25 protein-coding genes are annotated in these 24,255 nt (G+C 49.5%); 6 read left to right on the top strand and 19 right to left on the bottom strand.

Annotated features, from left to right (window positions below):
- Positions 1–197: 197 nt before the first annotated feature.
- The 10 genes from PAE68_RS03880 to PAE68_RS03835 all read right to left on the bottom strand — a co-directional run bounded on the left by PAE68_RS03880 (position 198) and on the right by PAE68_RS03835 (position 7,310).
- Positions 198–569, bottom strand: coding sequence for a rhodanese-like domain-containing protein (locus PAE68_RS03880; RefSeq protein WP_281884249.1), 372 nt, complete (start codon positions 567–569; stop codon positions 198–200).
- Between the two features lie 8 nt (positions 570–577).
- Positions 578–838 carry a metal-sensitive transcriptional regulator gene (locus PAE68_RS03875; protein WP_281884247.1) on the bottom strand — a complete coding sequence of 87 codons (261 nt, stop codon included), beginning with the start codon at positions 836–838 and terminating at the stop codon, positions 578–580.
- A gap of 58 nt (positions 839–896) precedes the next feature.
- Positions 897–1,376 (bottom strand): DsrE/DsrF/DrsH-like family protein, encoded by a 480-nt coding sequence (locus tag PAE68_RS03870; protein WP_281884245.1) that lies wholly within the window; start codon positions 1,374–1,376, stop codon positions 897–899.
- Between the two features lie 116 nt (positions 1,377–1,492).
- Complete coding sequence (locus PAE68_RS03865; protein WP_281884243.1) at positions 1,493–1,717, bottom strand: sulfurtransferase TusA family protein; 225 nt, start codon at positions 1,715–1,717, stop codon at positions 1,493–1,495.
- Between the two features lie 62 nt (positions 1,718–1,779).
- Positions 1,780–2,355 (bottom strand): sulfurtransferase TusA family protein, encoded by a 576-nt coding sequence (locus PAE68_RS03860; RefSeq protein ID WP_281884240.1) that lies wholly within the window; start codon positions 2,353–2,355, stop codon positions 1,780–1,782.
- Between the two features lie 25 nt (positions 2,356–2,380).
- Positions 2,381–2,698 (bottom strand): rhodanese-like domain-containing protein, encoded by a 318-nt coding sequence (locus tag PAE68_RS03855; protein ID WP_281884239.1) that lies wholly within the window; start codon positions 2,696–2,698, stop codon positions 2,381–2,383.
- A gap of 26 nt (positions 2,699–2,724) precedes the next feature.
- On the bottom strand, positions 2,725–3,510 hold the full coding sequence (locus PAE68_RS03850) for a sulfite exporter TauE/SafE family protein (protein ID WP_281884236.1): 786 nt from the start codon (positions 3,508–3,510) through the stop codon (positions 2,725–2,727).
- Positions 3,511–3,561: 51 nt separating this feature from the next.
- Entirely contained in the window at positions 3,562–4,707 is a 1,146-nt protein-coding gene (locus tag PAE68_RS03845; RefSeq protein ID WP_397378113.1) for an MBL fold metallo-hydrolase, read from the bottom strand.
- Positions 4,708–5,140: 433 nt separating this feature from the next.
- Positions 5,141–6,796, bottom strand: a complete 1,656-nt coding sequence (locus PAE68_RS03840; RefSeq protein WP_281884232.1) for a DUF4179 domain-containing protein — start codon at positions 6,794–6,796, stop codon at positions 5,141–5,143.
- The gene (locus PAE68_RS03835; protein ID WP_281884230.1) at positions 6,789–7,310 is read right to left on the bottom strand and encodes an RNA polymerase sigma factor; all 522 of its coding nucleotides are present in this window, start codon (positions 7,308–7,310) and stop codon (positions 6,789–6,791) included. The genes PAE68_RS03840 and PAE68_RS03835 overlap by 8 nt, the downstream gene beginning before the upstream one ends.
- Before the next feature lie 277 nt (positions 7,311–7,587).
- Here PAE68_RS03835 and PAE68_RS03830 point away from each other — a divergent pair, with 277 nt between their 5' ends.
- From PAE68_RS03830 to PAE68_RS03820, 3 genes are all read left to right on the top strand, one after another.
- The gene (locus tag PAE68_RS03830) at positions 7,588–9,864 is read left to right on the top strand and encodes a DUF1430 domain-containing protein (protein ID WP_281884228.1); all 2,277 of its coding nucleotides are present in this window, start codon (positions 7,588–7,590) and stop codon (positions 9,862–9,864) included.
- A 2-nt stretch (positions 9,865–9,866) separates the two neighbouring features.
- Entirely contained in the window at positions 9,867–10,508 is a 642-nt protein-coding gene (locus tag PAE68_RS03825) for an ABC transporter ATP-binding protein (RefSeq protein WP_281884226.1), read from the top strand.
- Positions 10,509–10,723: 215 nt separating this feature from the next.
- Complete coding sequence (locus PAE68_RS03820; protein WP_281884224.1) at positions 10,724–11,401, top strand: hypothetical protein; 678 nt, start codon at positions 10,724–10,726, stop codon at positions 11,399–11,401.
- A gap of 25 nt (positions 11,402–11,426) precedes the next feature.
- Here PAE68_RS03820 and PAE68_RS03815 read toward each other — a convergent pair whose 3' ends face one another.
- Complete coding sequence (locus PAE68_RS03815; RefSeq protein WP_281884222.1) at positions 11,427–11,888, bottom strand: VOC family protein; 462 nt, start codon at positions 11,886–11,888, stop codon at positions 11,427–11,429.
- Positions 11,889–12,020: 132 nt separating this feature from the next.
- Between PAE68_RS03815 and PAE68_RS03810 the strand changes: the two genes are divergently transcribed.
- Positions 12,021–12,932, top strand: a complete 912-nt coding sequence (locus tag PAE68_RS03810; protein WP_281884220.1) for a helix-turn-helix transcriptional regulator — start codon at positions 12,021–12,023, stop codon at positions 12,930–12,932.
- Here the strand turns inward: PAE68_RS03810 and PAE68_RS03805 are convergent, their stop codons facing one another.
- The 7 genes from PAE68_RS03805 to PAE68_RS03775 form a co-directional block, all read right to left on the bottom strand.
- Positions 12,933–13,514 carry a TetR/AcrR family transcriptional regulator gene (locus tag PAE68_RS03805; RefSeq protein WP_281884218.1) on the bottom strand — a complete coding sequence of 194 codons (582 nt, stop codon included), beginning with the start codon at positions 13,512–13,514 and terminating at the stop codon, positions 12,933–12,935. It abuts the gene before it with no gap.
- A gap of 40 nt (positions 13,515–13,554) precedes the next feature.
- The gene (locus PAE68_RS03800) at positions 13,555–14,826 is read right to left on the bottom strand and encodes a phytoene desaturase family protein (protein WP_281884216.1); all 1,272 of its coding nucleotides are present in this window, start codon (positions 14,824–14,826) and stop codon (positions 13,555–13,557) included.
- A 224-nt stretch (positions 14,827–15,050) separates the two neighbouring features.
- The gene (locus tag PAE68_RS03795; protein ID WP_281884214.1) at positions 15,051–15,668 is read right to left on the bottom strand and encodes a hypothetical protein; all 618 of its coding nucleotides are present in this window, start codon (positions 15,666–15,668) and stop codon (positions 15,051–15,053) included.
- A gap of 2 nt (positions 15,669–15,670) precedes the next feature.
- Positions 15,671–16,540 carry an ABC transporter ATP-binding protein gene (locus PAE68_RS03790; RefSeq protein WP_281884212.1) on the bottom strand — a complete coding sequence of 290 codons (870 nt, stop codon included), beginning with the start codon at positions 16,538–16,540 and terminating at the stop codon, positions 15,671–15,673.
- Between the two features lie 18 nt (positions 16,541–16,558).
- Complete coding sequence (locus tag PAE68_RS03785; protein ID WP_281884210.1) at positions 16,559–18,100, bottom strand: hypothetical protein; 1,542 nt, start codon at positions 18,098–18,100, stop codon at positions 16,559–16,561.
- Between the two features lie 71 nt (positions 18,101–18,171).
- Positions 18,172–18,951, bottom strand: a complete 780-nt coding sequence (locus PAE68_RS03780) for a hypothetical protein (RefSeq protein ID WP_281884208.1) — start codon at positions 18,949–18,951, stop codon at positions 18,172–18,174.
- A 536-nt stretch (positions 18,952–19,487) separates the two neighbouring features.
- Positions 19,488–20,603, bottom strand: a complete 1,116-nt coding sequence (locus PAE68_RS03775) for an IS4 family transposase (RefSeq protein ID WP_281884205.1) — start codon at positions 20,601–20,603, stop codon at positions 19,488–19,490.
- 792 nt (positions 20,604–21,395) lie between these two features.
- Here PAE68_RS03775 and PAE68_RS03770 point away from each other — a divergent pair.
- Positions 21,396–22,190 carry a TerC family protein gene (locus PAE68_RS03770; protein WP_281884202.1) on the top strand — a complete coding sequence of 265 codons (795 nt, stop codon included), beginning with the start codon at positions 21,396–21,398 and terminating at the stop codon, positions 22,188–22,190.
- On the top strand, positions 22,190–22,705 hold the full coding sequence (locus PAE68_RS03765) for a DedA family protein (RefSeq protein WP_281884199.1): 516 nt from the start codon (positions 22,190–22,192) through the stop codon (positions 22,703–22,705). The genes PAE68_RS03770 and PAE68_RS03765 overlap by 1 nt, the downstream gene beginning before the upstream one ends.
- Positions 22,706–23,181: 476 nt before the next feature.
- Here the strand turns inward: PAE68_RS03765 and PAE68_RS03760 are convergent, their stop codons facing one another.
- Positions 23,182–24,069, bottom strand: coding sequence for a hypothetical protein (locus tag PAE68_RS03760; protein ID WP_281884197.1), 888 nt, complete (start codon positions 24,067–24,069; stop codon positions 23,182–23,184).
- Between the last annotated feature and the right edge of the window lie 186 nt (positions 24,070–24,255).

The raw sequence follows: 24,255 nt of genomic DNA, 5'->3' as shown, positions 1-24,255 counted from the left end.
TCATCCCACCTTCAAAAAGAGCAGGTATCTGATGAGTGAATTCTGTCGTCTGCGCTCACCCTGTGTTACAACTTATTCGACACAAGACGACAATTTCCTCCTACTCCATTTGAATGATGACCCACCATAAGAATGGGCAAGCGGCTGAACAGCGAATAGCCCTCGCCGCAAGACGAGAGCATTGGACTGATTCCTATTTACCGCTGCGTCGGTCCACGCCAGGACAGCATTCCGCCTCTGAGCTCCGCGACATCCGCGTATCCGCCGCGCACGAGCAGCCTCGCCGCTTGCTTGCTACGCATCCCGCTCTGACAGTATAGATACACCGTTCCACCTCTTGGAACGTCCCCAAAGCGCTGCGGCAGCTGGCTTAACGGGACATTGACCGCTCCCTCGATATGACCGCGCTTATATTCATGAGCCTCGCGAACGTCAATCACGGGACTGCCCTTCGACTCGGTCTGAAACTGCTCAGCCGGCAAGGTACGCAGCCCCTTAACAGGGGCAAATTGCTTGTACATCATCCATAATACGAATAAGAATAATAGCGTATACAGTACAGTCTCCACACCTTCACCTACCTGCTCTTGAGTAACAGCTCTACAGCCTCCTGAACGAGCTTGCTCGTGTCTCCGCCCTTCTCCCGCTCCTCCACAATGCAGTGCTCCAGATTAACGGCTACGATGAGCGCCATCGTCTTGTCCACCGCGCTGCGGACCGCGGAGAGCTGGCTGACGACGTCCTTGCAGTTCTGCTGCTCCTCCATCATCTTCAGTACGCCGCGTACTTGTCCCTCGACTCGGCGCAGTCTTCGCTTCATATCGTCATCATATTGCATACTCGATTCCCCCCGTTACATGTATACGTCTATTATAACCACATCGGGGAGCCGGGTATCAAATGAACAGATTCACCTTCGCGTCAGCCGCATCCCCGAGGTAAGCCGCAACACCTGCGTAATCGATCCCGTCGAGCAGCTCCTCCTTCTGCAGGCCGAGCAGGTCCATCGTCATCGTGCAGGCGACAAGCTTCACACCTTGCTCCTGTGCCAGCTCAATCAGCTGCGGCAAGCTTAGCGCGTTATGCTTCTTCATCACATGCTTGATCATCTGAGGACCCATCCCGGCGAAGTGCATCTTCGACAGCCCGAGCTTATTCGCTCCGCGTGGCATCATCTTACCGAACATCTTCTCCAGGAAGCCCTTCTTCAACGGCACGTGCTCGTCCTTGCGAAGCGTGTTCAGTCCCCAGAATGTGAAGAAGATCGTTACCTCATGATCATAGGCCGCCGCGCCGTTCGCGATGATGAAGGCTGCAATCGCTTTGTCCAGCTCCCCGCTGAATAGAACGATCGTCGTTTTTTCTTGGTCTGCCATGTCGTCCACCCTTTCGTGTTCAGATATTGTACAGATACATGTATACGTATGTCTTAGTCGAAAAACGAGAGGGGCGCAGCAGCAGCTTCGAGCCTGTTCACCCCTCCTATGCTCGCTTAGCCCTTCTTCACAATAAACTTGAACACACCATTCTCCTCATTCGCTTCCACAAGCTCATGCTTCGTCTGCTTCACCCAAGCCTGGAAGTCATTCATCGACCCTTTATCTGTCGTATGAAGCTCCATCGTCTGCCCGCTCTGCAGCGAGTCGATTCCTTTTTTTGCTTTGACAATCGGCATTGGGCATGCCAAGCCCTTCGCATCAATTACGATATCTGCCATGATATAATCCCCCTATTAAATGTATAATTAGAAATTCAGCGTAACCTGTGCGTCAACAATGATTAGTCTTGCTCTACTGGCCCTTCCCATCCGGACATGCCTGGTACGACATTCGTTACCTTCGTATAGCCGCGCTCGGCCAGCAGCTGGCAGGCCAGATCGCTGCGCGTACCTGTCCGGCATATGACCATGTATTCCTCGTCCTTCGGCAGCGAATCGAGCTTATGCTCGAGCTCGCCCATCGGTATGGAGATCGCTCCGGGAATGCGCTGGAAGCTGTACTCCGCCGGCTCGCGAACGTCCAATATTCTCAGCTTGCCGCCGTCTGCCATCCTGCGGGTCAGCTCTTCGTTGCCGATCACGTGCGGATGCTTCGTCTCAGGCTTCGTCTCGCTGTCCGAGGACTTCCGCAGGAAGTGGCGATAGATGCCTCCCTCTTCCTTCAGCCCGATGTATTGGTGCCCTGTCCGATTCGCCCAGCTCTGCAGGTCGGCTACCGACCCCTTATCTGTCGCACGCACCTCAAGCACCTCGCCTGCCTTCATCTCGTCCATCGCCTTCTTCGTCTTCACGACAGGCAGCGGACAAGCCATCCCTTCACAATCTAACGTTCGATTCGTCTGGATTGCTGCTGACATATGGTGCACTCTCCTCTCTTGTCCTTTAGCCGCGGGCCACTTCGCCGCCCCATTGGGACATGCCCCCGGTCATATTCGTCACATCATAGCCTAATTGCTCCAGCAGCTCGCAGGCGAGTCCGCTTCGATTCCCGCTGCGGCATACGACGATGTAAGGCTGCTTACGGTCCAGCTCCCCATGACGGAGGCTGAGTGCGCCAAGCGGCATCGGCTTCGCGCTCGGAATATGTCCCGACTCCCATTCCTCTGGCTCACGCACATCTATAATGTGCAGCACCTCGCCCTTCTCTAACCGTTCCTTCACTTCCTCGTGCATCATATCCTTCGTATAGCTTCCTGCCATCTCGTTACACGCTCCTTTGTTCGATGTTAAGCTAATAGATCGAACCAAATTTTCACCACAGTTGCCGTAATTAAGCCCGCCAGAATCCATTGCAGCAGCTTCACGTTCATCCGCTTGCCCACCTTCACGCCGATCGGCGATGCGACAATGCTCGCGATGACCATGACAGCCGATGGAATCCACAGCATGTGTCCCCCCATGATCTTGCCGACTGTCGTGCCGATGGATGAGATGAACGTAATCGCCAGCGATGAAGCTATCGCGACCCGGGTCGGAATGCGCAGCAGGACGAGCATGATCGGCACCGTAATGAACGCCCCCGCCGCGCCAACAATCCCGGACAAGATGCCGACCACTCCAGCAGAGATCGCCGCCACGCTACGGTTAAACGTCAGCTGCGTATAATCCCCACTCTCATCCCCCTTCTTCGGCATGAACATCATCACCGCGGCTACGAGCGCCATCACCCCATACGTCATATTAATCGCACTGTCAGGCAGAAGCCTCGAGCCGTAACCGCCAATGAAGCTTCCGATGACGATCGGTATGCCCATGTAGAGCACCAGCTTCTTATGAATGAAGCTCCCTTTGCGGTAAGCGAGCATGCCGACAAGCGTAGCGAAGAACACTTGAATCGCGCTCACCGCTGCCACCTCCTGCGAGGTGAATGCCACGAATCCGAGCGCAGGAGGAATATACAGCAGCATCGGATACTTGATGATCGACCCGCCGATACCGACCATCCCGGATATGAAGGACCCGACGAAGCCTATTGCGAACAGTACGACAATCCACAGCACATTCAGGTCCATAAGGCGTTATCCTTCTTTCTATCCTGAAATAACAGGCTCGCAAAAAAGAACTTATTTATCGTGCACCGCGCACCGATTCGGTCCCAGCTCCATCTCCCGCTGCTCGTCCTCGGTCGGCGATATTTGTCCCATGTTCGTCAAGCGAATATCTTGATACGCGTTCGGCTGCGGCGGCAGATTCTCGGTCACGACCGCTCTGAATTCGGCATCGCTATCGATGTTCAGTCCCGGATTGCTCTTGAACAGATCACCGAGCCGCCCCGCTACCTTGCCACCTTCGCCAAGCTCCGTTGCCTTGCCGAAGTGGGCAGGAAGCACGATCAGATCGTCGGATAGATGCTTATACGTCTCATACAGCGTCGTGCGCAGATCCGCCACCCAATCCTCCGCCTTACCCGCAAGGTCCGGTCGACCGATCGACTCCACGAACAGAATGTCGCCGCTTAGCAAATATTGCTCATCGATGACGAAGGACGTGCTTCCAATCGTATGCCCTGGGGAGTAGATCGGCTCGATCCGGATACTCGATTGTCCGACGGCAATGTCTTTGCCTTCCTCGATAGGCTCGTACTTGAAGGTCACCTCTGTCGCATCCTTCGGAGGAAGCCAGTACGTCGCGCCAGCCTTCTCCGCAAGCGTTCTGCCGCCCGAGATATGATCGGCATGCAGATGCGTATCGAGCGTATGCTTGATCACCGCCCCCTTGTCACGGGCGAACTGCTCGTATACGTCGGTCATGCGCAGCGTGTCGATGACAGCGGCTACCCCGCCGGACAGCACCATGTAGGACAAGCAGCCTTTGCCGATGCGGACGAACTGGTACAGCTCTCCGCCGCCCTTCAGATCACCGACCTTGACTGGCTCGATATGTTCACTCCACGCCTTCATGCCGCCCCTCAAGTAGTAGATGTTCGTCCGCCCCGCCTCGACGAGCTGCTCCGCAACGAAGATCGACGAGCCTTCCTTGGCGCACACGACGAGAATGTCCTTGCCACTTGGAATTTTATCGAGCGCTTCATCGACTCCATCGAGCAGATCGAAGTATGGGATATTCAAGATCTCCGCCTTGCCGCCCTCGATCTTCCAGTTATCGAATTCCGACGTATTGCGCACATCCAGTATAAAGAGCTCTTCATGGTTAACAATTTTGCGCGTGAGCTGCTGTGGAGTCATCGCTTGCATCGTTGCAGTGGTCATCGTCATCATCCTCCTGTAGTGGTGAGCTTGTTGAAGTTAGGGTTACCTTTTATGCGAGAACAATATACCCTATAGGGTATTATTTTGGGTAAAATTTAATACCCCGTGGGGTATGTGACTATATTACTCTGTTCGACGCTTGTTGTCAACAGGCTGCTGCTATGACCGATTAGGGAACGACATTCTGACTGAGGAGATGGATGGGATGACGGTAACAAGGTGATTCATTCATTTCTTAACAAATAGCAGGTACATCACGAAGCTATACGTCACGAGCATCAGGATCACAGCTGTGATGACCCAGTGCCGGTGCTGCCAGACCGGATGTATGACCGTCTTGTACTGAAGATGATGAAGTAAGAGGTGCGTCCGTCACGTTATAAAATGAAGGGAGCAGCTGCCGCGGCAGACTGCTCCCTTATCTGTTCTCAGATCAATTAATCGGAACTCGTACGAGCTTCTCCGGAACCGAGTAGCTGTAGAAGCCCGGGCTTAGCTGCAGCGTCCCCTGCTCGGCCAGCAGTCCGGGATAACGGTCTGCTCTTCGATTCGAGCCGTTCCCGCCTGGCGGCATAGGGTTCTCCGCGGGATAGACCGCCTTCCCGTCTCGCTTCACCGCTGTCTGCGAGATCCCTCTGAACTGCGCATTGTCCGAGTGCGACTCGACGATCAAGTCCTGCCCTTGCTGATAGTAAGTCAAGGTCACTGGGAAGCCGTCCAAGCTCGTCTCGATCGTCTGCTTCGACTCCGAGACGTCCTGCAGCGGGAACCACATCTCGTTCGCTCGGTTGCTAACCCAAGCTTCGGACAGCTGCAGCGTCATCGGTACGTGCGACCAGTCCTTGGACCACTCTGGCGATTCGAAGCGATACGACCAGCCGCTCTCCTCCGTATGCCATAGCCCTCCCGAGAGCGTCTGTCCGTTCAGCAGCAGCTCCACGTTGTCATAGTGGAGGTAGGCTCGATTCGGCGAATGCGACTCGTTCTCGAGCAGCACGCGGATATGGAGCGGTGTCACCACAAGCTCCATCGGCTTCATGGTCGTCTCTGGGTCGACCAGCGCCGCGTCGAGCTTCTTTCGGTACGTCGCTTGGCTCGCCCTTCTCCCATCAGCTGTGAAGGACGTCTCCCATGTGCCCGCGATCGTATGAACCTTCTCCAAGTAGCTGAAGTGGAGCTTCGCGCGGCTGAGCTCCTCATCCGTCAGCCGGTACGTATCCTGCCTCAGGCTGACTCCCTCCTGCTCCGACGGCAGTACAGCCGAATAGCTGCTCATCGCCTGCCCCTCCGACTTCAACGACAGCCGCGGGTCGAGCCGCTGATCCTCTTGCGTTACCGGAACCTCATAGCGAATCGTATAGACGTCCTTCTCTCTGAACACGGAGACGATCCTCAGCTCGCCGAACCGGGTCCCGCTATGGAGCTCGTCGTGATCCTGAAGGGAAGCTGGCGCTGCAGGGAGCTGTACCTCACTATAGCGGAGAAAAACAAGATCGCGCAGCGACAGCCCCAGCTGCTCCCGCTTCTTGCCAAGCCCGTACCGAGCCTCCAGCAAGCCGGTCAGCTCATGCCCAGACTCCCCCGACTCCGCCGACTGCGTAGATGGCTTGCGTTGGATGAGGTCATCCAGCGGCAGCGTCGTGCCCGAGGATGTCGTAAGCGTCTTGTGCTCGAACTCCATCACATCGTATGCTGGCAGCGAAGGGAGCTGCATCGTGAACAAGACATCCAGCGTCTGATCGTCGGTCACGACGCCGTGCAGCGACAGCGTCGTCCCGGCCGAGCTGATCTTAATATCGAGCGGACTGCCGAAGCCGCCCTCCACCGCCGTCTTCACACCGATCCGCCCGAACAGCTCCGTCCAGCCCATCGACACGCCCGCGACAACCGGCGCCGCCACTAGCATAGCTGCAGCTACGATCGCTGGCAGCAGCAGACGCCTGCTGACTCGCTTACGCCTGTGCCCACTGGATAAGGTCTCCTGCTGCTGCTCAGCCTGAAGCTTCTCCCACATCGCTTCGAAATCCGGCAGCCTCGGCCGCTCCGCTCGCGCCTTCTTCAGCAGCAGCTCTTCGATTGAATTACTCATGACATTCGGCTCCTCTCTCGCTAGGGTATCGTTCGGCCTCGATGTGCTTCTTGATCCGCACGAGTCCTGCGTTCAGTCTCGACTTCACCGTTCCTAGCGGGATGTCTAGCGACTCTGCGATCTCCTGCAGGGACAGCTCATGGACGTAGCGCAGCGTGAGGACGACCCGACTCTTGATGGGGAGCTGCTGCAGCCACCGCTTCAGATCGTCTTCCCGCTCTATGCGCAGGACGGCTTCATCAGCGGGCTCATGTGCCTGCAGCGTTTGCTGGAGGAACTGCTTCATCTCCTTCCACACTCCTACTTTTCTACGCCCCAGCTGATGATCACATTGGTTAACGGCGATCCGAAGCAGCCACGGCTTCAGCCTCTCAATACCGCTTCGGTCCACTTGGAACGCCTTCAGGAACACTTCCTGACACACATCCTCTGCATCGGCGCTGTTGTGCAGCATGTAGTAGCATATATAGTACACATCCGTCCGGTACGCCTCGAATAGCTCTCGATCGGTCAAGCGTCATGCGCCTCCTTCTGTCCGTTGATATATATAAGACCATGAACAGGCGCTTTGGGTTCGGTTATTCAAGAAAACAGGCGAGTTTCGACATTGTTTTTAACCATCGTATGATAACTTATCTCTGAGGCCAGGCCAACCTAGAAACACGATGGATTTATGCGAAACGTTTCCTATGCATGTATCCGGACTTGGCTCAACTGGAAATCAGACGCATGATCAGGTTGAATGAACCCACGCGAACAGAACAATGCTTGAATATAGAGGAGCGGAAGAATTGAAAAAAATATTGTCATGCTTACTATTCTTTATTTTCTTAGTCTCTTTTCTACTGTCTTACAACCAAACGAATCGGAACGAAATGGACAAGTTAGAATCAATAGGGGAGGCGTTTTCAATACCCTTGCATATCCCTAACAATGGACTTCTCGCTTCTCCAGATGAGTTTTACCCCATCTTACTTGAAGCCGCCATAGAAGCAAGGGTAAATATCTTCAGAACAAACATCGATTACAGTGTACAAGACACCGTTCAGGTCCATAAGTACGTGCTTCTAACAAACACGACCCAATTGTTTTCTTCACTGCGTTTAACAAGTGGCGCGTTTCTCACCGCTGAAGATACCCAGAGAAGTAGTCGTTTCCTATCAAATATAGATTCTAGAGAACAACATCAGGCTGGCATCCTCAGTACTTTTGGAAATGGATACATATTCGAAATCAAACCTTTACAATTCGCTTACACACGTCTTCCAGTAGAGGGTCAATACCTTGTAGAGTCATCTGAGGAACAATACAACCATTTTATTGACCTTATAGTCCAAAAAGTAAATAAACGATACGACGGGACTACTCTTCTAACTCCTGAAGATTTTAAGCATTCATCTGATCCTACAGGCGAAATCGAAATGAAAGATGAATTCTTATCCTATATACATTCCATCATTCTGATCATCACGATGATGATGCTCATCTATTATGTGTTCAACGAATCGAAGCGGATTGGCATCATGAAGATGCACGGCCTGTCTAACATCATCCTGTGGTATTTTATTATTGGAAGATTGATTTCCGTTATGTTTGCTTTAGCAGTAGTAGCCTCTGTTATCGCATCCTTATTCATAACGAATGTGACTGTTTCGTTTATCGGTCATGTTGTCGTCTCTGCATTCATCAGTTATATCATCATCAGCTTGATTTCACTCGTCGCTTATGTCCATATATCTCGAATAAGAGTCGTCGATGCGATCAAGAACCGCAAAGAAACGAACCGCATCTTTGCATGGAACACACTGCTCAAGACCGGAGCTTCCTTAGTTCTGATCTTGGTTATCCTCTCAATCTGGGACCAATATGATCATCTGCACATCAAGCAACATAATATGAAAAGCTGGGAGCGAAGCAAGGACTATGGTATGTTCTACCCTCTGACCGTTGGGGACGATCTGGAGGACGTCAAGCACGGGGCGTACAAGATGACGGTCGCGCAGGTAACAGGCTTATATCCATTACTTAATCAGGCGGGTGCCCTATATATCAATGCGGGTGATTATGAGCAACGATCCCTTCTGTTGAACAGGGACAACTTGCGTAGTATAAAGGTGAACCTTAATTATCTCAATGAATTTCCTGTATATGATACTCAAGGACAACCTGTACAGCTATCTGAGGATAGGAGTGATGCGATACTGCTTGTACCTGATAAATACCGAGCGCATGAACAGACCATATTAGATACGTTTAAGAAAAAAAGAAAGAGTCGCATTGAAGGTGATGAATTTTTGTTCAAGGTACCCGTTACAGATCGGATGAAAAACCAACAACTAAACATAATCTGGATTGCAAACGGACAGAATCTATTCAGCTTCAATACCGAGGTATTTCCATCCGAAAATAATATAATCGTAGATCCCATCATCGAGGTGATCACAGAGCAGAACAGTCTCGTTGCAGATAAGGCAAACATGATGTCCGGTGGTGGACGAGACCCATTGAAGGTCAAGCTAATTGATCGCGATACTCAGAAAACGTATGAGTTCTGGGAGCCTGAATTGAAAAGATTAAAGCTCAACGACAATTCAAGAAACCTGATAACCGTCGACCAGTACATTCTTAAACAAATTCACGACTTGCAATTGATGATGAACCAACTGTTATTCATCAGCGTCGGACTGACAGCAGGGCTGTTGGTGCTTGTTATACAGAATTTAAGCATTTTTTTCAGTAAATATAAACGAAGATTTATGATTCGCAGATTATTTGGTAGCGGATTTTTCCAAACTTATAAGGAGTATATGTGGGTATTAGCGGCTACATGGGTGATCCAGATCGGTGCTTGCTTCCTTGTGAACAACGGATTCGCATCTACACTGTTACAGAAGGCGGGAGGCACATTCGCCGTGGCGTCATCCATCTACGAGGCCGTGGGTGCGTCTGACATCAGTATTCTTGCTATAGGGAGTGGGGTAATCGCAGTTGAGTTTATTGCGGCTGTTCTTGGTCTCTACGTCTTGGAGCGTTCGAACAAAGTAAACATACTGAAAGGAGGCCATTGAACGTGAATGCAATATGTGAGCTCATAGATGTGAGCAAATGCTATCAAGATCGCGTCGTCCTTGAGAATTTGAACGTACAGGTGTACGAGGGTGAAATGCTGGCCATTACTGGGAAAAGCGGCTCTGGAAAGACAACCGTTCTTAATATGATGGGATTGCTGGAAAACCCGAGTGGCGGCACTGTCCGACTGTTTAATGCGAATCGTCCACGGATCGGTTCGGCTCAGGCTAGACGGCTCCTTAGAACGAGGATATCGTATCTATTTCAAAATTATGCACTCATTGATGATGAGACGGTGGACTATAATCTTGAAGTGCCTCTGCTGAATTCTAGGTTATCCAGAAAAGAAAAACAAAAATTAAAAATGGAGGCTCTTGAGAAGGTTGGGCTGGATATCAAGCTCAAGCAAAGCATATACGGAATCTCAGGCGGAGAGCAGCAAAGAGTGGCAATCGCGAGAACATTGCTGAAGCCCTGCGACCTCATCCTAGCCGATGAACCGACTGGCTCATTAGATATCGAGAATCGGAACGAGATCGTTAAGCTTCTGAGGGAGCTTAATCATGCAGGCAAAACCATCGTTATTGTGACGCATGACCCGTATGTTGTGGAAGCATGTGACAGGATCATCAAGCTGTCGTGAGAAGGTGTGATACCTGGGGTTACAGAGGGGCGTCCCCGACAGAAGCGAGGCTCTTGCCCTGATTTGTGGCAAGAACCTTTTTCCGCTAGGTAATAAGTATATTCCAAGTAAAGGTCGTCTATACGATGCAAAGAGCCCTCATAATGAGCTTGTTAGTTATTGCAATATTAACAGCATGTGGAGCGATAAATGAAGCGGAGCAGGAGTCCCCATCAATGACCGCACCGTCGAGCATGAGCATGGCCCCGGACATCGGAGCAGCTCCTGCTTCTGAAGCAACCCTTCAACAGCATGCTGAAAGCCATACGATGGATGCTCTCGATGTAGACGTAGAGGAGCTAACCGACCCCGCCGTCATTCAGCAGGCTCTTAGCGCTCCCCTGCAAGCATCACTGGATACAGCGAATAGCCAAGTGAAGGTCTATCTCGCGATGCTTCATGCAACGCAAGAAGTGCAAGAGGAAGCCTCCTGCTTGGCCCAGTCAGGCGACACCGTCGTGCATGGAGAACGGCAATTGGTCTATGCGTATCAAGGCAAGGCATATCGCTTGAAGCTGCAGGATCAGTACTATACATACAACACGCAGAGAAATCCGCTTGAGAAGCTATCGATCGACAAGACGGAGCTCCTTACATTAAAGCAATATGCCAGCTGTAACGGGTCTACCTATGAATTGTTCGCCTTAGATCCTACACAAGAGAAGCTCGTTCGTCTGAACTGGCTGGAGGGCGGTCGAACGAAGCAAGAGCTGTTCGCCCATACCTTAGAGGTGAAGGATGAACAGCTCCTGAGCCAAGCCTATGACAATTCCATTGGCAAAACCATTACGATCTTATGGAATATAGATGTAGCGAATAAGGCTGTGGAAGCCACGAGCATAGTGAAGGAGTAGCTGCAGGTGCCGCGGCTCAATCAAGCTATGACTTCGACATCACTGCATCCAGAAACTTCTCAGCATCGCTGTTAAACTTCCAACCAATACCATATTGGTCCACCAGCATCCCGAAGCAAGACGACCACGGGGTGTGAGATAGGGGCATGATGACATAGCCTCCAACCGCCAAGCCGTTGAAATAGCTCTCCAGCGCCTCCTTGTCCTCGATCACGAGGCTGATGAACATATGGTTTCCTCGTACATACTCGCCCGTCACCTTCTTCATCGAAGGCAATATGTCGGACAGCATGATTTTACCGCCAGCGAATTCGATCGAGGCCTCCATAATCATCTCCAGCTCTTGCTCGGGCAACGGGTAGCTAGGGTCTTGCGGGAAATCCTTGAACTGCACACTCTTCACTTGCTCTGCGCTCAACGCCTTCGCATAGAAATCAATAGCTTGAGCCGCATTCCCATCACAGTTTACATATGCAATAACTGACATTGTACATTCCTCCTCTTCGTTCTACATTTACTATAAGCGATAAAGAGTGACAGCTTGTGTGTCACCTTTTATACTGGTAACGAAAGAAAGATTGTCGCTCTCGCATAGATTGATGGGAACAGGAGGATGAGAATGGGCAAACTGGAGAGGCTGCTCTCAATCGTGATGATCTTACTGCAGAGGGATGTCGTACCCGCTGCCCAATTGGCTCAGTTGCTTCACGTATCGAAGAGAACGATTCTGCGCGATATGGAAGCACTTGGCATGTCCAATATCCCCATCTATTCGATCCATGGCGTACATGGCGGATACGGGATCATGGAGGAGTATAAACTTGATAAGCGTCTTCTCACAAGCAAAGACTTAGAGCATCTACTGACAGCGCTCAGCGGATTGGGACAAATTATGGTCAGTCCAGAAGTTGCCATCACGATGACAAAAATCGAATCCATGGTGAGCTCCACGTCTGTGAAAAGTCCGATTCAGCTGTCCTTCTATGAATGGGACGGTCGCTCTGAGATGGCCCCCATTATGCTAACCTGTCAGCAGGCGATCTCAGAGAACAGACTCGTGTCCTTCGATTATATCGATCGCAATGGCCACACCACGAGTCGAACGGTAGAGCCCTATGAGCTTCACTTTCATGAGAGGAGCTGGTATATGAAGGGCTATTGCCTCGATCGGAACGATTATCGGACCTTCAAGCTGTCCCGTACCGACCATATGAACCTGCAAGTCAGAGCATTCGTTCCTCGTCAAGATGCAGGAGATCAAGCCTCCCGCGATAGCATTCTGTCACAACTAGTCACCGTTAAGGCGCTCATAGAGCCCCGCATTATGGATCACTTCATCGAAAGGTACGGTCGGAAGAGCGTGGAAGCCTACAATTCGGAGCTTCTTGCAGCCACCATCCAAGTACCGCAGAACGAGATCGGATTTCAGTTTCTGGCCAGCTTTGGAACAAGCTTAACGCTACTAGAGCCTCCATCGTACGTTGAAGATTATCGATGCTTCTTACGTGGGCTGCTGGGCAAGTACGGGTGACTATACAAAGATCAGCCTCGCCATCATGTCCCGCATCGTCCGCTTGCGGATCACGATGACCTCCTCCTCGGAGAGCTCGCCATAGTACTTCCGGATCGCCTTATGATGGGAGAAGTAAAAGTATACCGCGCCCAGCAGGCTGATCACGACATCCTCCGGGTGATCGACCTGTCTGCACTCGCCCGTCTGGACGCCCTGCTGGTACATCCCCATGACCGTCTCGAAGAAAAGGTTCTGATGGTGCAGCTGTTGGAAGACGTCTCGGTCCTGCGCGACGCTCTGGTCCATAATTTTCACAAAATACGGGTTGTCATGCAGGAAATCCATGAAGTGCTCCATCACCTGCAGCAAGCCCTCGCGAACGGACGTACCCGACGGCTCCATCGATACGGATAGCGCATGCGCGAACAGATCGTTAATGACCGCCGCGAACAGCTCCTCCTTGCTTTTGAAATGGTAATAGATTAACGCCTTGTTGACTCCGGCCGCCTTCGCTATATAGTCGATCCGGGCTCCGTCGAAGCCTTTCTCGGCGAATTCGTGTACAGCGGTCTGTAATATCTTCTCTCTTCCCTGACTCATATATGGAAGCCTCCGTCTAACTCGTTCGTTCCTCACTCCTTCAGGATAACATATCTGCGACCTTCCGCGCGCTATCGTAGCACGGCATCCCCAGCGCTCCCGCTCCTTCTGTCGCATCGCCAACGAGGTACAAGCCACTTACGGCTCGGCTCTGCAGCGGCAGCAGACGCGCATTCATCCTTCTGGCGATTCCGTTGACCATCGCACGGTGGATGATGCGCTTCTGGACGACGTGCTTCTCCCAACCCGGATAGACCTGATGCAGCATCGCTTCATAGTCGTCTTGGGAACGGCTCGCGTGACTGTCGTCCAGCTGCTCCTCGGCGCTCAAGAACTTCATCCCTTGCAGCAACTGTGTGCCCGCAGGCGCGGAGGACGGGTTGTTCATGCTGTAATCATTAACATAGAACCGTCCATCCAGATCGAGCAGATTGCTAATATCGCCGCGCAGTCTCTTCGACAGCATGAGATCATAGACGTACACATATTGAGCCGCTTGCTCTGTATAGCTGCCCAGCTCCTCGGCTAAGGCCGGTTCATGAAGCAGCTTGCTCAGCTCCTTGGGCGGCACATTCAGCACGACCGCATCGAATGCATACCGTTCCTCCGCGCACACGACACCCTTCACTTGACCCGCTTCCACGATCAGCTCGGAGACCGCTTTCCCCAGCAGCACCTGCCCACCATGTGTCGTAATCGCCTTGTGCAGCTCCGCAAGGAGCGTGTCGTACCCCATGTAGCTCAGAGGCTCATTACGCTCGTATGCTCGGGCGGTTAGCTCGACGAAGCGGTTCATCGAATACGTGTCGATCGCGCCATCGTACACCGATAGAGCCGCATAAGCGGATAGCACCTTCGCGATCTCAGGGTTCGTTACGTTCTCCCTGATCCATCGACCTACAGACATCGTCTCCGGGAATACAGGCGCTTGCTTGACCAACTGGTAGAACTGTCTAAGGCACTGGATATGGTTGACCAAGCCCGTAATTGCCGGAGACGTCAGCGCACCGAAGCCTAGAGGGCTCGAGATCACCTTGCCGTTCATGAGGAGCTTGAACTTCGAGAGGCTCGCCTTCCTGTATTGCATCGGCAGCTCCAGCTCACGGACGATGGAGCGCATCGGCTCCTCCTTGGGTGCCAGTACCGCATGCGCGCCGTAGCTCATCGTGAAGCCGTTCTTCGACACGACGTGGCTTCTTCCGCCTAAGATGGGCGAGCGCTCCAAGACGACGACGCGGTTCCCTCTTTTGGCTAACAACGCTGCAGTGACTAAGCCTGCGAGACCTGCTCCGATGATACCTATTGTTTGCATGAGAATAGCTCCTCTCGAGTTAAACTAACTATTTAGTCTAATCATACGCTGGAAGAGTCTAGAATGCAATGAGAAATGTACGCTCGTGTCAAAATCGCATCACTCAGCCGTCGCTGCGGCTGAGGAGCGATGATCGTATGACGTTTATACAGCTTGTATCGGGCACTGTTGGCAACAGTCCTATCTTAGCAGGATGGGTTGTGGTTGACTCGTAATTTGGTCCCTCACCCCAATTGTAACCAATGAAGCCTATTTCTCCTCTTAACCAGCCAATAATTCAAGATCCCTAAGACGATCGTACCTATGATCTGGTACACCACGAACGCTTGGGGATCTGTATAAGGCTTCGGCCTAAACCATTGGAACAGATAGAAGACTCCTTGACCTGTCCCTGTGGTGAACATTCCGAATATAACATAAATGAGCGCTAAGCATAGCCCAATCGCACTGTTCTTGAGAAGACTAATGAACATACATGTGAATACGAATAGAAGCATGACTGAAGTGAATATAGCCGCTGTCAAATGGCGAGCTCCATCCTCGACGACTATATTCAGCGTAACCGAATACATGATTCCGTACAGCGCGGCTAGCGTGAAGGGCTGTATGAAGCCCAAGGATCTATTCGACAGAGGCAGCGAAGTAAACAGCTCCTTCTGATGCAAGGAGCCTACGGGGTGCATGAGCCCAGCCGCCGGAAAGGGCACCATGACGATCCCTACATACGCGAGTACGTTGTACGCTGAGATCGATTCATGATCTCTTAGGGCAATCGCTAGAACACAGACCCATACTGGCAGCAGCAAGAAGAAGGATTGCGTCTTAATGAGATACAGCCACATACTTATCGTCCCTTTAACCAGATCAGATACCCCTCTTCTAACGTAGGATCAGCGGATACAGCGGCAGGAGATGGTTGGTCAGAGGAAAGAATCCGTAGCCTTATTCTCCCGTCCAGCTCCATCGAGTTCACAATTTGATAGTCAGGCATGCGCTCGATCTCCGAGTACTCCGCAAACGAAGCATCGACAGACCACACTTTACCATTAGCTAAGTGACTAATCTCAGAAGGTGACGGGAAATATTCCAGCCTGCCCTTCTTCATTACGCATACTTGATCACATGTCATCGAGATATCATCCGTAATATGTGTCGAGATGATCACGATTCGGTTATCGGCTAGCCGCCTGATTAAACCTCGAAATCTTAACCGCTCCTCTGGATCGAGTCCAGCCGTAGGCTCATCTAATAGCAGCAGCTGTGGATTATGTATAATCGCTTGTGCAATACCGAGACGTTGCTTCATGCCACCGGACAGCTTGCGAATTTTGGAATTACTCTTCTCGATCAGGTTCACCTCTTGCAATACTTCATGAACGATGTCACGACGCTTCTTCGAATCCGTTATTCCTCTCATTAATGCGAAGTAGTCGAGATATTCATACGATGTCAACGCGGGGAACAGCCCGACATGCTGAGGGAGGTACCCGATGCGCCTCCGAGCCTCCTCCACCTGCCGATCCCAATCGACACCATGTAGCTCAATCCGACCCGTGGTAGGGGAATATACGGTGGCTAACACCCTGAGCAGCGTCGTCTTGCCCGCTCCATTAGGCCCTAGCAGTCCGACTACGCCCTTGCTGATTTCAACATGAACTTCATGTAGAGCCACTCGATGGCCGAATGACTTCGTAACCCCTTGAATCTGAAGCATAAGGATGTACCTCCATAATCAACGCTTGGATAAATAGTGTTTAACCGTCTGCTCTAGAGGAATCGGTAACGGTGTAGTGAAGCTCTCATCCGGGTTAGCCGAATAAGTCGTTGCGGAGGACACGAAGTATAACCGAGTCGGACTGCTTATCCCCATCTCCTGATATACACCCCGAATTTGATTCATTTTATTCCGTATATCATTTTTATCGTATTGAACAAGATATAGAAGATTATTCGTTTGGTTGAAATATCCTTTAAGAATCGTAGGACCGTACGCCTCCCCAGTGAATACATGGTCTTCACGCTGGGTTAAATTCGACTTCACGTGGTTGTGCCCCGTATGGTGTAACGTAATATCATACTTCTCCTTCTTCGCATTCCCCATTGGGTCGATCGCTTCGTCAGGATGCATCGGATACCAGGGGACAGTAGATAGCAACAGCAACGAGGTCGGATTCACATCTGGATACTCGCTTGTATGAGCCTCCAGATGAAGTACCCCTGCACCCGCTTGTCCGCTAGGTAGTCGAACATGAACCCAATTCCCTTGTCTATGAAAAGCCAGCTTCTCCCCATTCCACTCCAGACTAGCAATATGAATCGAGTCCCACAGGGCAAAGCTTACATGCTCATCATTCGCAATCATCTGAATATCCAAGCTGTACGATAGCTTATGATCCACCTCGGCATGATGCAAGTCCATGCTATACGCTTCTATGGAATAACGATTCCCGTTATAGGGGTCAGGTTCTAATTGCAGGCTGCCAGGCTGGTCGCTTATTCTGGGGGTTGGGGCAGTATACGCAATAAGTACAATGCCAGCTAATAGAGTTGGTATTAAGATTCGTACTTGATGTAATCTGCGAAGCAGTCCAACCGAAGCTAGAAATATAGTGAATGCAGCCATAACCACTACGATCCGCTGCCAATATGAGCCCGTGTTTACGATCATATGCTCTGAGACGTATATGTAATGAGTAAGCTGAAAGTTAGTGTCCGCCACTGCGAGATACGGAGATAAGTCTGATGGAAGCAACTCGACGAATGGATTGTATGGACCGAGAAGTATCCAGACGAACACGATTACAAGATAGGTGCTCATGTGGGGGAATATTGAGTATAACGAGTATCCGATAACGACCGAAATCAAAAAAGGAACAAACCAATTACAAAACGTATACGTCCATATCATAGTAAGAACTACGCCGTTCATCTCAACCTGTTGGGATGTGAAGTACATGATGATGCTGACGACTGAAATCAAGTAGAATAGCAGAACATGAGAAAGCCAGTAGCCCAGCTTCATTACATAGTACCTGTAGCCTCTAGGGAGTGAATGAATCTGTTCCGCAATATAGTGCTTCATCTCTAGCCGCGCTTGCTCGGCACCATACAAGAGATAGAGCAGATTAACCGCCATGACGAAGAAAATCATACTGGGTATGTCCTGCCACTGCTCCGCTACTCGAAATCCAACAAAAATAAAAACAAGCTCCGAGAGCAAGAAAATGCCCCAAAATTGAGGCTGATTGAGGAACTGCTTCCATTCTAATTTCATTAGGGTTGCTCCTTGTCGTGCAAAGGTAATCCCGATCGTCCCCGAATAACAGCGCTGATCGCAAAATGATGTTAATCATGGGGAGACTTCTTTGAATATACTTTCAATGCCGTCAAGACAATTTCTTCGCTAATTCCAGACATGATACAAATTCGATTTGCCCACTCTTCTATTTTCCTTAGTGGTTCTTCCATCTTCTTGCCCTCAGTAGAACTGATAAAGCTTGTAAAGTTATCAAATTCCCAATGTGTCACTTCTGTTTCCATAAATAATCGCTTTTCAACGAGTGGAGTCCATAGCTTTTTTTGTGTTTTTTGTCCCGCCACTATTAATTCCTGATCGAAAATAGGAGTTAGATCAAACTCTTGTCTACTTACCTTGCCGTTAGGCCTCCTATAAGTCACAAGTAAATTTCCCGTTCGGTAATTCAGCTTAACTTCAGCACCCGGAAAAAAACCTGGCAAAAATTGTTCAGAATAATCCTCGTGATTCGGTTCTATAAGTATTGGCTCGATCCATTGGTCTCCTAAATCGCATAAATACTTGTTTCCCTCTTCGTTCTTGACTACGACTGCCACATGTGAGTCTGGTGTTAATACTGCATAGGAGTAAAGATTGTTCTTTCTGTATTCATCAATTAACCAAATAGCCAAATCGAAGCAATTCCCGGACGTCCCATACTTCTCTCTATGTAATTTCATTAAATCAACTGATCTTTGTTGACTATCCATTGTTAATTCGTTGTACCAAGCTTTAGTTAGAGTTTCCATAGGAAAGTCGTCAAATTTATTCCATATTGCAATAACATCTGGAGTCGCCCTCATTGCCCTTCCCTCCATAAGTAAATTCATAGATCGTTCCTCGCATTCACGAACCCTCACCGACTTGAGGCCGGCGGCCGGGCGCAATGTGCTTAGTCGGTGCAGGGTTGTCGCCTGATCCCACTTCCTCGAAATCCCTCCTGGCGACCAAGGGACGGCTTGCCGGCCCGCTGCGTGAATGCATTGTTATCAGATGTGACCGACCTCTTCGAAAAACCAACAAGTCACTTCCTAATCATAACTCGTCCTACTAAAAGAAAATTCAATGTTAACAACACTGATAAATACGCTATTTCAAGACTCCCAATGCTATATCCTACTAACAATCCAAAAGTATCACGCAGTGGAAGATAGCTCATATACTCGATATACAGACCAAGCATCCAACTAGCTAATAAATAGAACAAAACACCACTTATGATCGAACCATATAATAACTTCTTGTAATTATCTACATTAAGTAATGGTATAGCTACAAAAGGAGTAATCATCACCACTGGGAGTGAGCAACGGAAATAATAAATTACTGCTCCATAACAGGCCTGTTGATTAACCAAGATATGTAATTAACTCGGACTGGAAAAACACAACATAAACCGATGTATTCGAATAAGCCACTCTGCGGACAAGTTGTTCAAGAGCAGCAAGCGAGCGAACCGAACGAAACTAAGGTTAGCATGACGAGGAACTCCATGACGGGTCCCATCAAACAACCATTTGAGCAGCACAAAGACGATCAACGCGCAAAACAATTGGCCATAAACGGCATTTTCTGTCGTGCCAAATAACGTCGGAATATTAAGATGTTGCTTGATCCAGCGAAAGAATACCTCAATCTGCCAGCGGGCTTTATAGATTAAAGCAATCTGTTCGGCACTTATACTCATCAGGTCAGTAACGACGCGAATCTCTCTTCCTTCGAAATCCCGAAAGATGACTACACGATGACGTTGTGTAGAGCGACACTGAGGCGTTCCGAGTTGACAGGTGAAATCACCAATCACTGAAGAGTCGGACGGGGACTGACGCCGCAAGGTGTATGGTTTCTCGATATGGACATTGTCACGAAGACGGATGACGAAGGATTGCCCCTCTTGTTTGTAGCGATCCAACCGCTCCAATTTTCCGTAGGCTCGGTCCATAACCATAATAAAATCAACGTTTTCCAGCGTTTCGCACACAGGACTATCGTGCTTTGAACCAATGGTTTCTGTGACGCCAAGCGGCTGCCCGTTGAGGGCACGTAATGCTACATGCAATTTAACCGCCGCTCGTTCTCCATGATAAGGAGCCCACGGCAAACGAGTTTTCCCCACTGTGATCGTGGTCGAATCAATGAGTAGCAGTTCTTTTGGGAGGGCGAGCTTTCGCCGTGTTTCACGGTTACATTTACGGACAAGTAGATGAAACAGCTCTTTGAATATTTCAAATGGAACCTCTGCTGCTTTACCCGAGAAACAGGAATAATGAACAGGGCTTAAGCCGCTACGGGCGGCGCGATCTGCACCAGAGCGATACCCTGACCATTCCTCACTCGCTGCGGCGCACCAATATTGAAGCAAATGATGAACCGTGAACTTTCGAGCTTTGTCCACATAACCGTTCGCCTGGACGATATGATCGACTTCTTCAGTCGTAAGGAGTGTTTGTAGAATGGGAAGAATCGTGTTAGAATTTTTCATGGAGTCGTCACCTTCCCAATTGTTTGTAGGGGTACAAACATTTTATCGGGTTGACGGCTCTTTTTCTACCATTTAGTGGTTAATCAACAGGCCTGGCTCCATAATAATCATTACCTGCGAAAGTATCTGAAAGTAAATAAACACCTATCAAAATGGATAATGAAATCGATGTGATCACTGCTGCGCCAGTCATTGATACTAACAATAGACTAAATAATAGTGTTTTTCGTATTTTCAGCACCTCCTTGAATCACACACAAAATCGGTCATTTCTGATAACGTCATATTTATGAAGAATTCAGATCCCACACTTTGGAATCTACTATATTGTACCTAGTAACTTAATCCATGTCCATTTATTGGATATAAAACAAGTTTAACAATGTTCGTACAGCTTCTCCAAACCCAATCGTGGTCTTGCTCTTACTTATGTCTTGACGTCATCAGCAAGTTCCTGCTATATTAAGCTTAACTTCATACGATCCCTCAAAGGGGAGTAGCTATTTCGAACAAAGTCGTCATTACGTGGCGTATGCCTCCGGCTTTGTTGCAGCGTCACTCACGTTGTTAGCGAGACCTTTGCCCTTGTCGGCAAAGGTCTCTTTTGATGTACATACATGTACAGCCTTTGCCGGCAAACGGTAAGGGCTTTTTTCGTTGAATTCGTTGATCGTCACTGCAAGAGGGCTAATCGCCAAAGGGGGGTGCGAACAAACCATCACGTTGCTTATTAAACCGAACGTTTACCTGATCGAGCTAAAATTTATATGACCATGAAGGAGTGAATGTTTAATGGAGCTAACTCTGTTACTGGAATACGGATGGGTGCTGCTCGTCCTGATTGCCCTCGAAGGCTTGTTGGCTGCGGATAACGCTTTGGTGTTAGCGATTATGGTGAAGCATCTGCCGGACGAAGCGAGGAAAAAGGCTCTGTTCTACGGCCTGGCTGGTGCATTCGTGTTTCGCTTCGCCTCCCTGTTCATCATCTCGTTCCTGGTGGACGTATGGCAGGTTCAAGCGCTCGGAGCCCTCTACCTGATCTTCATCGCGTTGAATCACATATTCCGCAAGCTGCTCGTCAAGAAGGCTGAAAACGGTGGGCTGACGGGCGAGTCCAAGCCGAAGCAAGGCGCCGGTTTCTGGACAACGGTATTCAAGGTCGAGCTCGCGGATATCGCCTTCGCTGTCGATTCGATTCTCGCAGCCGTCGCCCTTGCTGTCGCGCTCCCTACGACACCGCTTCCGCAGATTGGCGGAATGGACGGCGGGCACTTCCTCGTTATTTTCGCCGGAGGCTTTATCGGCCTCATTATTATGCGCTTCGCCGCCTCCTTCTTCGTGCAGCTGCTTCAGCGGAGACCGGGACTCGAGATCGCCGCATTTCTAATCGTAGGCTGGGTTGGCGTGAAGCTGTCGGTCTATACCCTGTCGCATCCGGCGCTGTCCGTCCTTCCAGAGGGCTTCGCCAAGCTGCCTGAATGGAAGATCACCTTCTACGTCATCCTGATTCTTATTGCGCTGGGCGGATGGTTCTTATCGAAGGAAAAGCCATTGGCCGAAGAGAATCAAGCTAAAGGAGTACACTAGTGGAGCAGTGGATCATCTCTATTATTGAGCAGTTCGGATACACCGGTATCCTTGTATTGATCGCCTTGGAAAATGTATTTCCCCCCATTCCGTCCGAGGTGATCCTTTCGTTCAGCGGATTCATGACCACACGAACCGACCTGACATTGGCAGGTGTCCTGCTGTACGCCACGATCGGCTCCGTTGTCGGAGCAGCCGTGCTCTACGGACTCGGCTGGAAGCTGGGACTCCGGCAGCTGGAGCGGATCATTGAACGCTACGGCTCCTTCGTGCGATTAACGACGCATGACCTGCACCGAGCGAACGGATGGTTTGCCCGGTATGGACTATGGACCGTATTCTTCTGCCGCTTTATTCCGCTGATCCGAAGTCTCATCTCCATTCCGGCAGGCTTAGGCCGAATCAGCATCGGATGGTTCCTGCTACTCACCACGATCGGCAGCTTCATCTGGAATATGATCTTTATATATCTTGGAGCCGCAGCAGGCCATTCCTGGGGAACGATTACCGGGTAAAGTGATAGCTTTCGCCTTTGTGAGCGGATTTCCTCCTCAGCTTATCATTCCCGGAAACAGTGTATAACAGTAAGCGAATAATAATGTCATTTGTTCAACTTAGTTTAACGAGCTGCTAATGTTTATAGTTTGTAGCCGTCAGCATAATATTTCCAGAACCATACGGAAATGTTACCAAGTCCGTCAGCAACCTTCTCCCCCACTCGACTTTAGCCGCGCGGTGTGCGTGTTACCGGCGGTAGGCGAATGACATTTCACTCGGCTCTGGCCTTGCTGCGCTGCGCCACCTGATCTCCAATCAGCTGAGGCCTTCGTCCCCCGGCTTTTGCCGTGTGACCATGAACGGGATGACCTGCAGTCTTTACACGCAGAAACAGTCGAGATCATTTTTTACTCCAAGGGTAAGGGTCGTTTTGCTTATCGTGGTCTTGAAGGACAGTGAATGTGAAGTAGTTTCTCATATACTCAGGTAATAACTAATTATATTGTCGATTATCCGTTTTCATTAGATATAGAAAAAGATTTATAAATTCAGGATATTTATCCTTGTCTGTTTCGAACCACTCACTAAATATTTGTACAGCCCTTGCAGTATCAAAAACATCTTTTGAGGTTGGTAACCCTACTACTAATTGATTTCCATCTATGATAGCTACTGAGCGTTTTGGATCATTCTCATATTGCGCATTTCTCTCGTATAATTCTGTCAAATTTGAATATAAAATATTTATTTTTACTAATTGACAATTATAGAAAAACTCATCAATCACCTTTTCTTGCAATGAATTTTCAAGAAGCTTGATTGCTTTATTCATATCCCCCGACTTTGTATAAGCAAGTGAAAGTCGATCAACGATATCTGGGTTAGTGTAATGTGTGGCTACATTTTCTAATATATAAATTCTATGATGCAAAGGAAGCATGCTAAATATTGTGTAAATATCTTCACAACCGAATCTATGCTCAGGAGCAAGGAAATAATTCACGAAGATATCTTCTACAATATGTATAGCTTTATTTATGATTATATGTAAATCATCATCGATAACTTGACCATTAAAATGTGAGCCGTCCCCTCCAATCCTAAAAATTTCCTGAATATTTTCTCCAATGTTTCTATCATATTTTTCTTTTATGATTGTTATTTTTCTGCCCCAGTTAATACCCCTATAATCTTCATTGGGTTTAAGAACTGCTACAATTTTGTCTTTCAATAATAAATCAATAATACCTTCAACATACTGCCGCACACTGTTCGCGCGAATTTTAGTTTTCTGGTTATCATCCATAAATGTTTCAAAAACATCTACAAAGCTTTCGTTAATGGGAATTAACGCCAAGTTGTTTATTTTAGTTCTATCCATGTTTCGTTTCCTTTCTTAATTAAATGTAGCTTTATACAATATATAGTTTGTGCGGACGTTTCGCGTGTTGTTATGTGGATGGTTACATTATACTCGCGACGTCGTCTGGAGTAAAAAGAACGTCATCAAGGGTCATGGTGACGGCTTGGTAAGCTAAGCCGCGGATGGTCTTCAACCTAACTCCCC

The organism is Paenibacillus sp. YYML68 (assembly GCF_027923405.1).
GTDB lineage: Bacteria > Bacillota > Bacilli > Paenibacillales > NBRC-103111 > Paenibacillus_G.
This window is presented reverse-complemented; position numbering and strand designations above follow the sequence as displayed.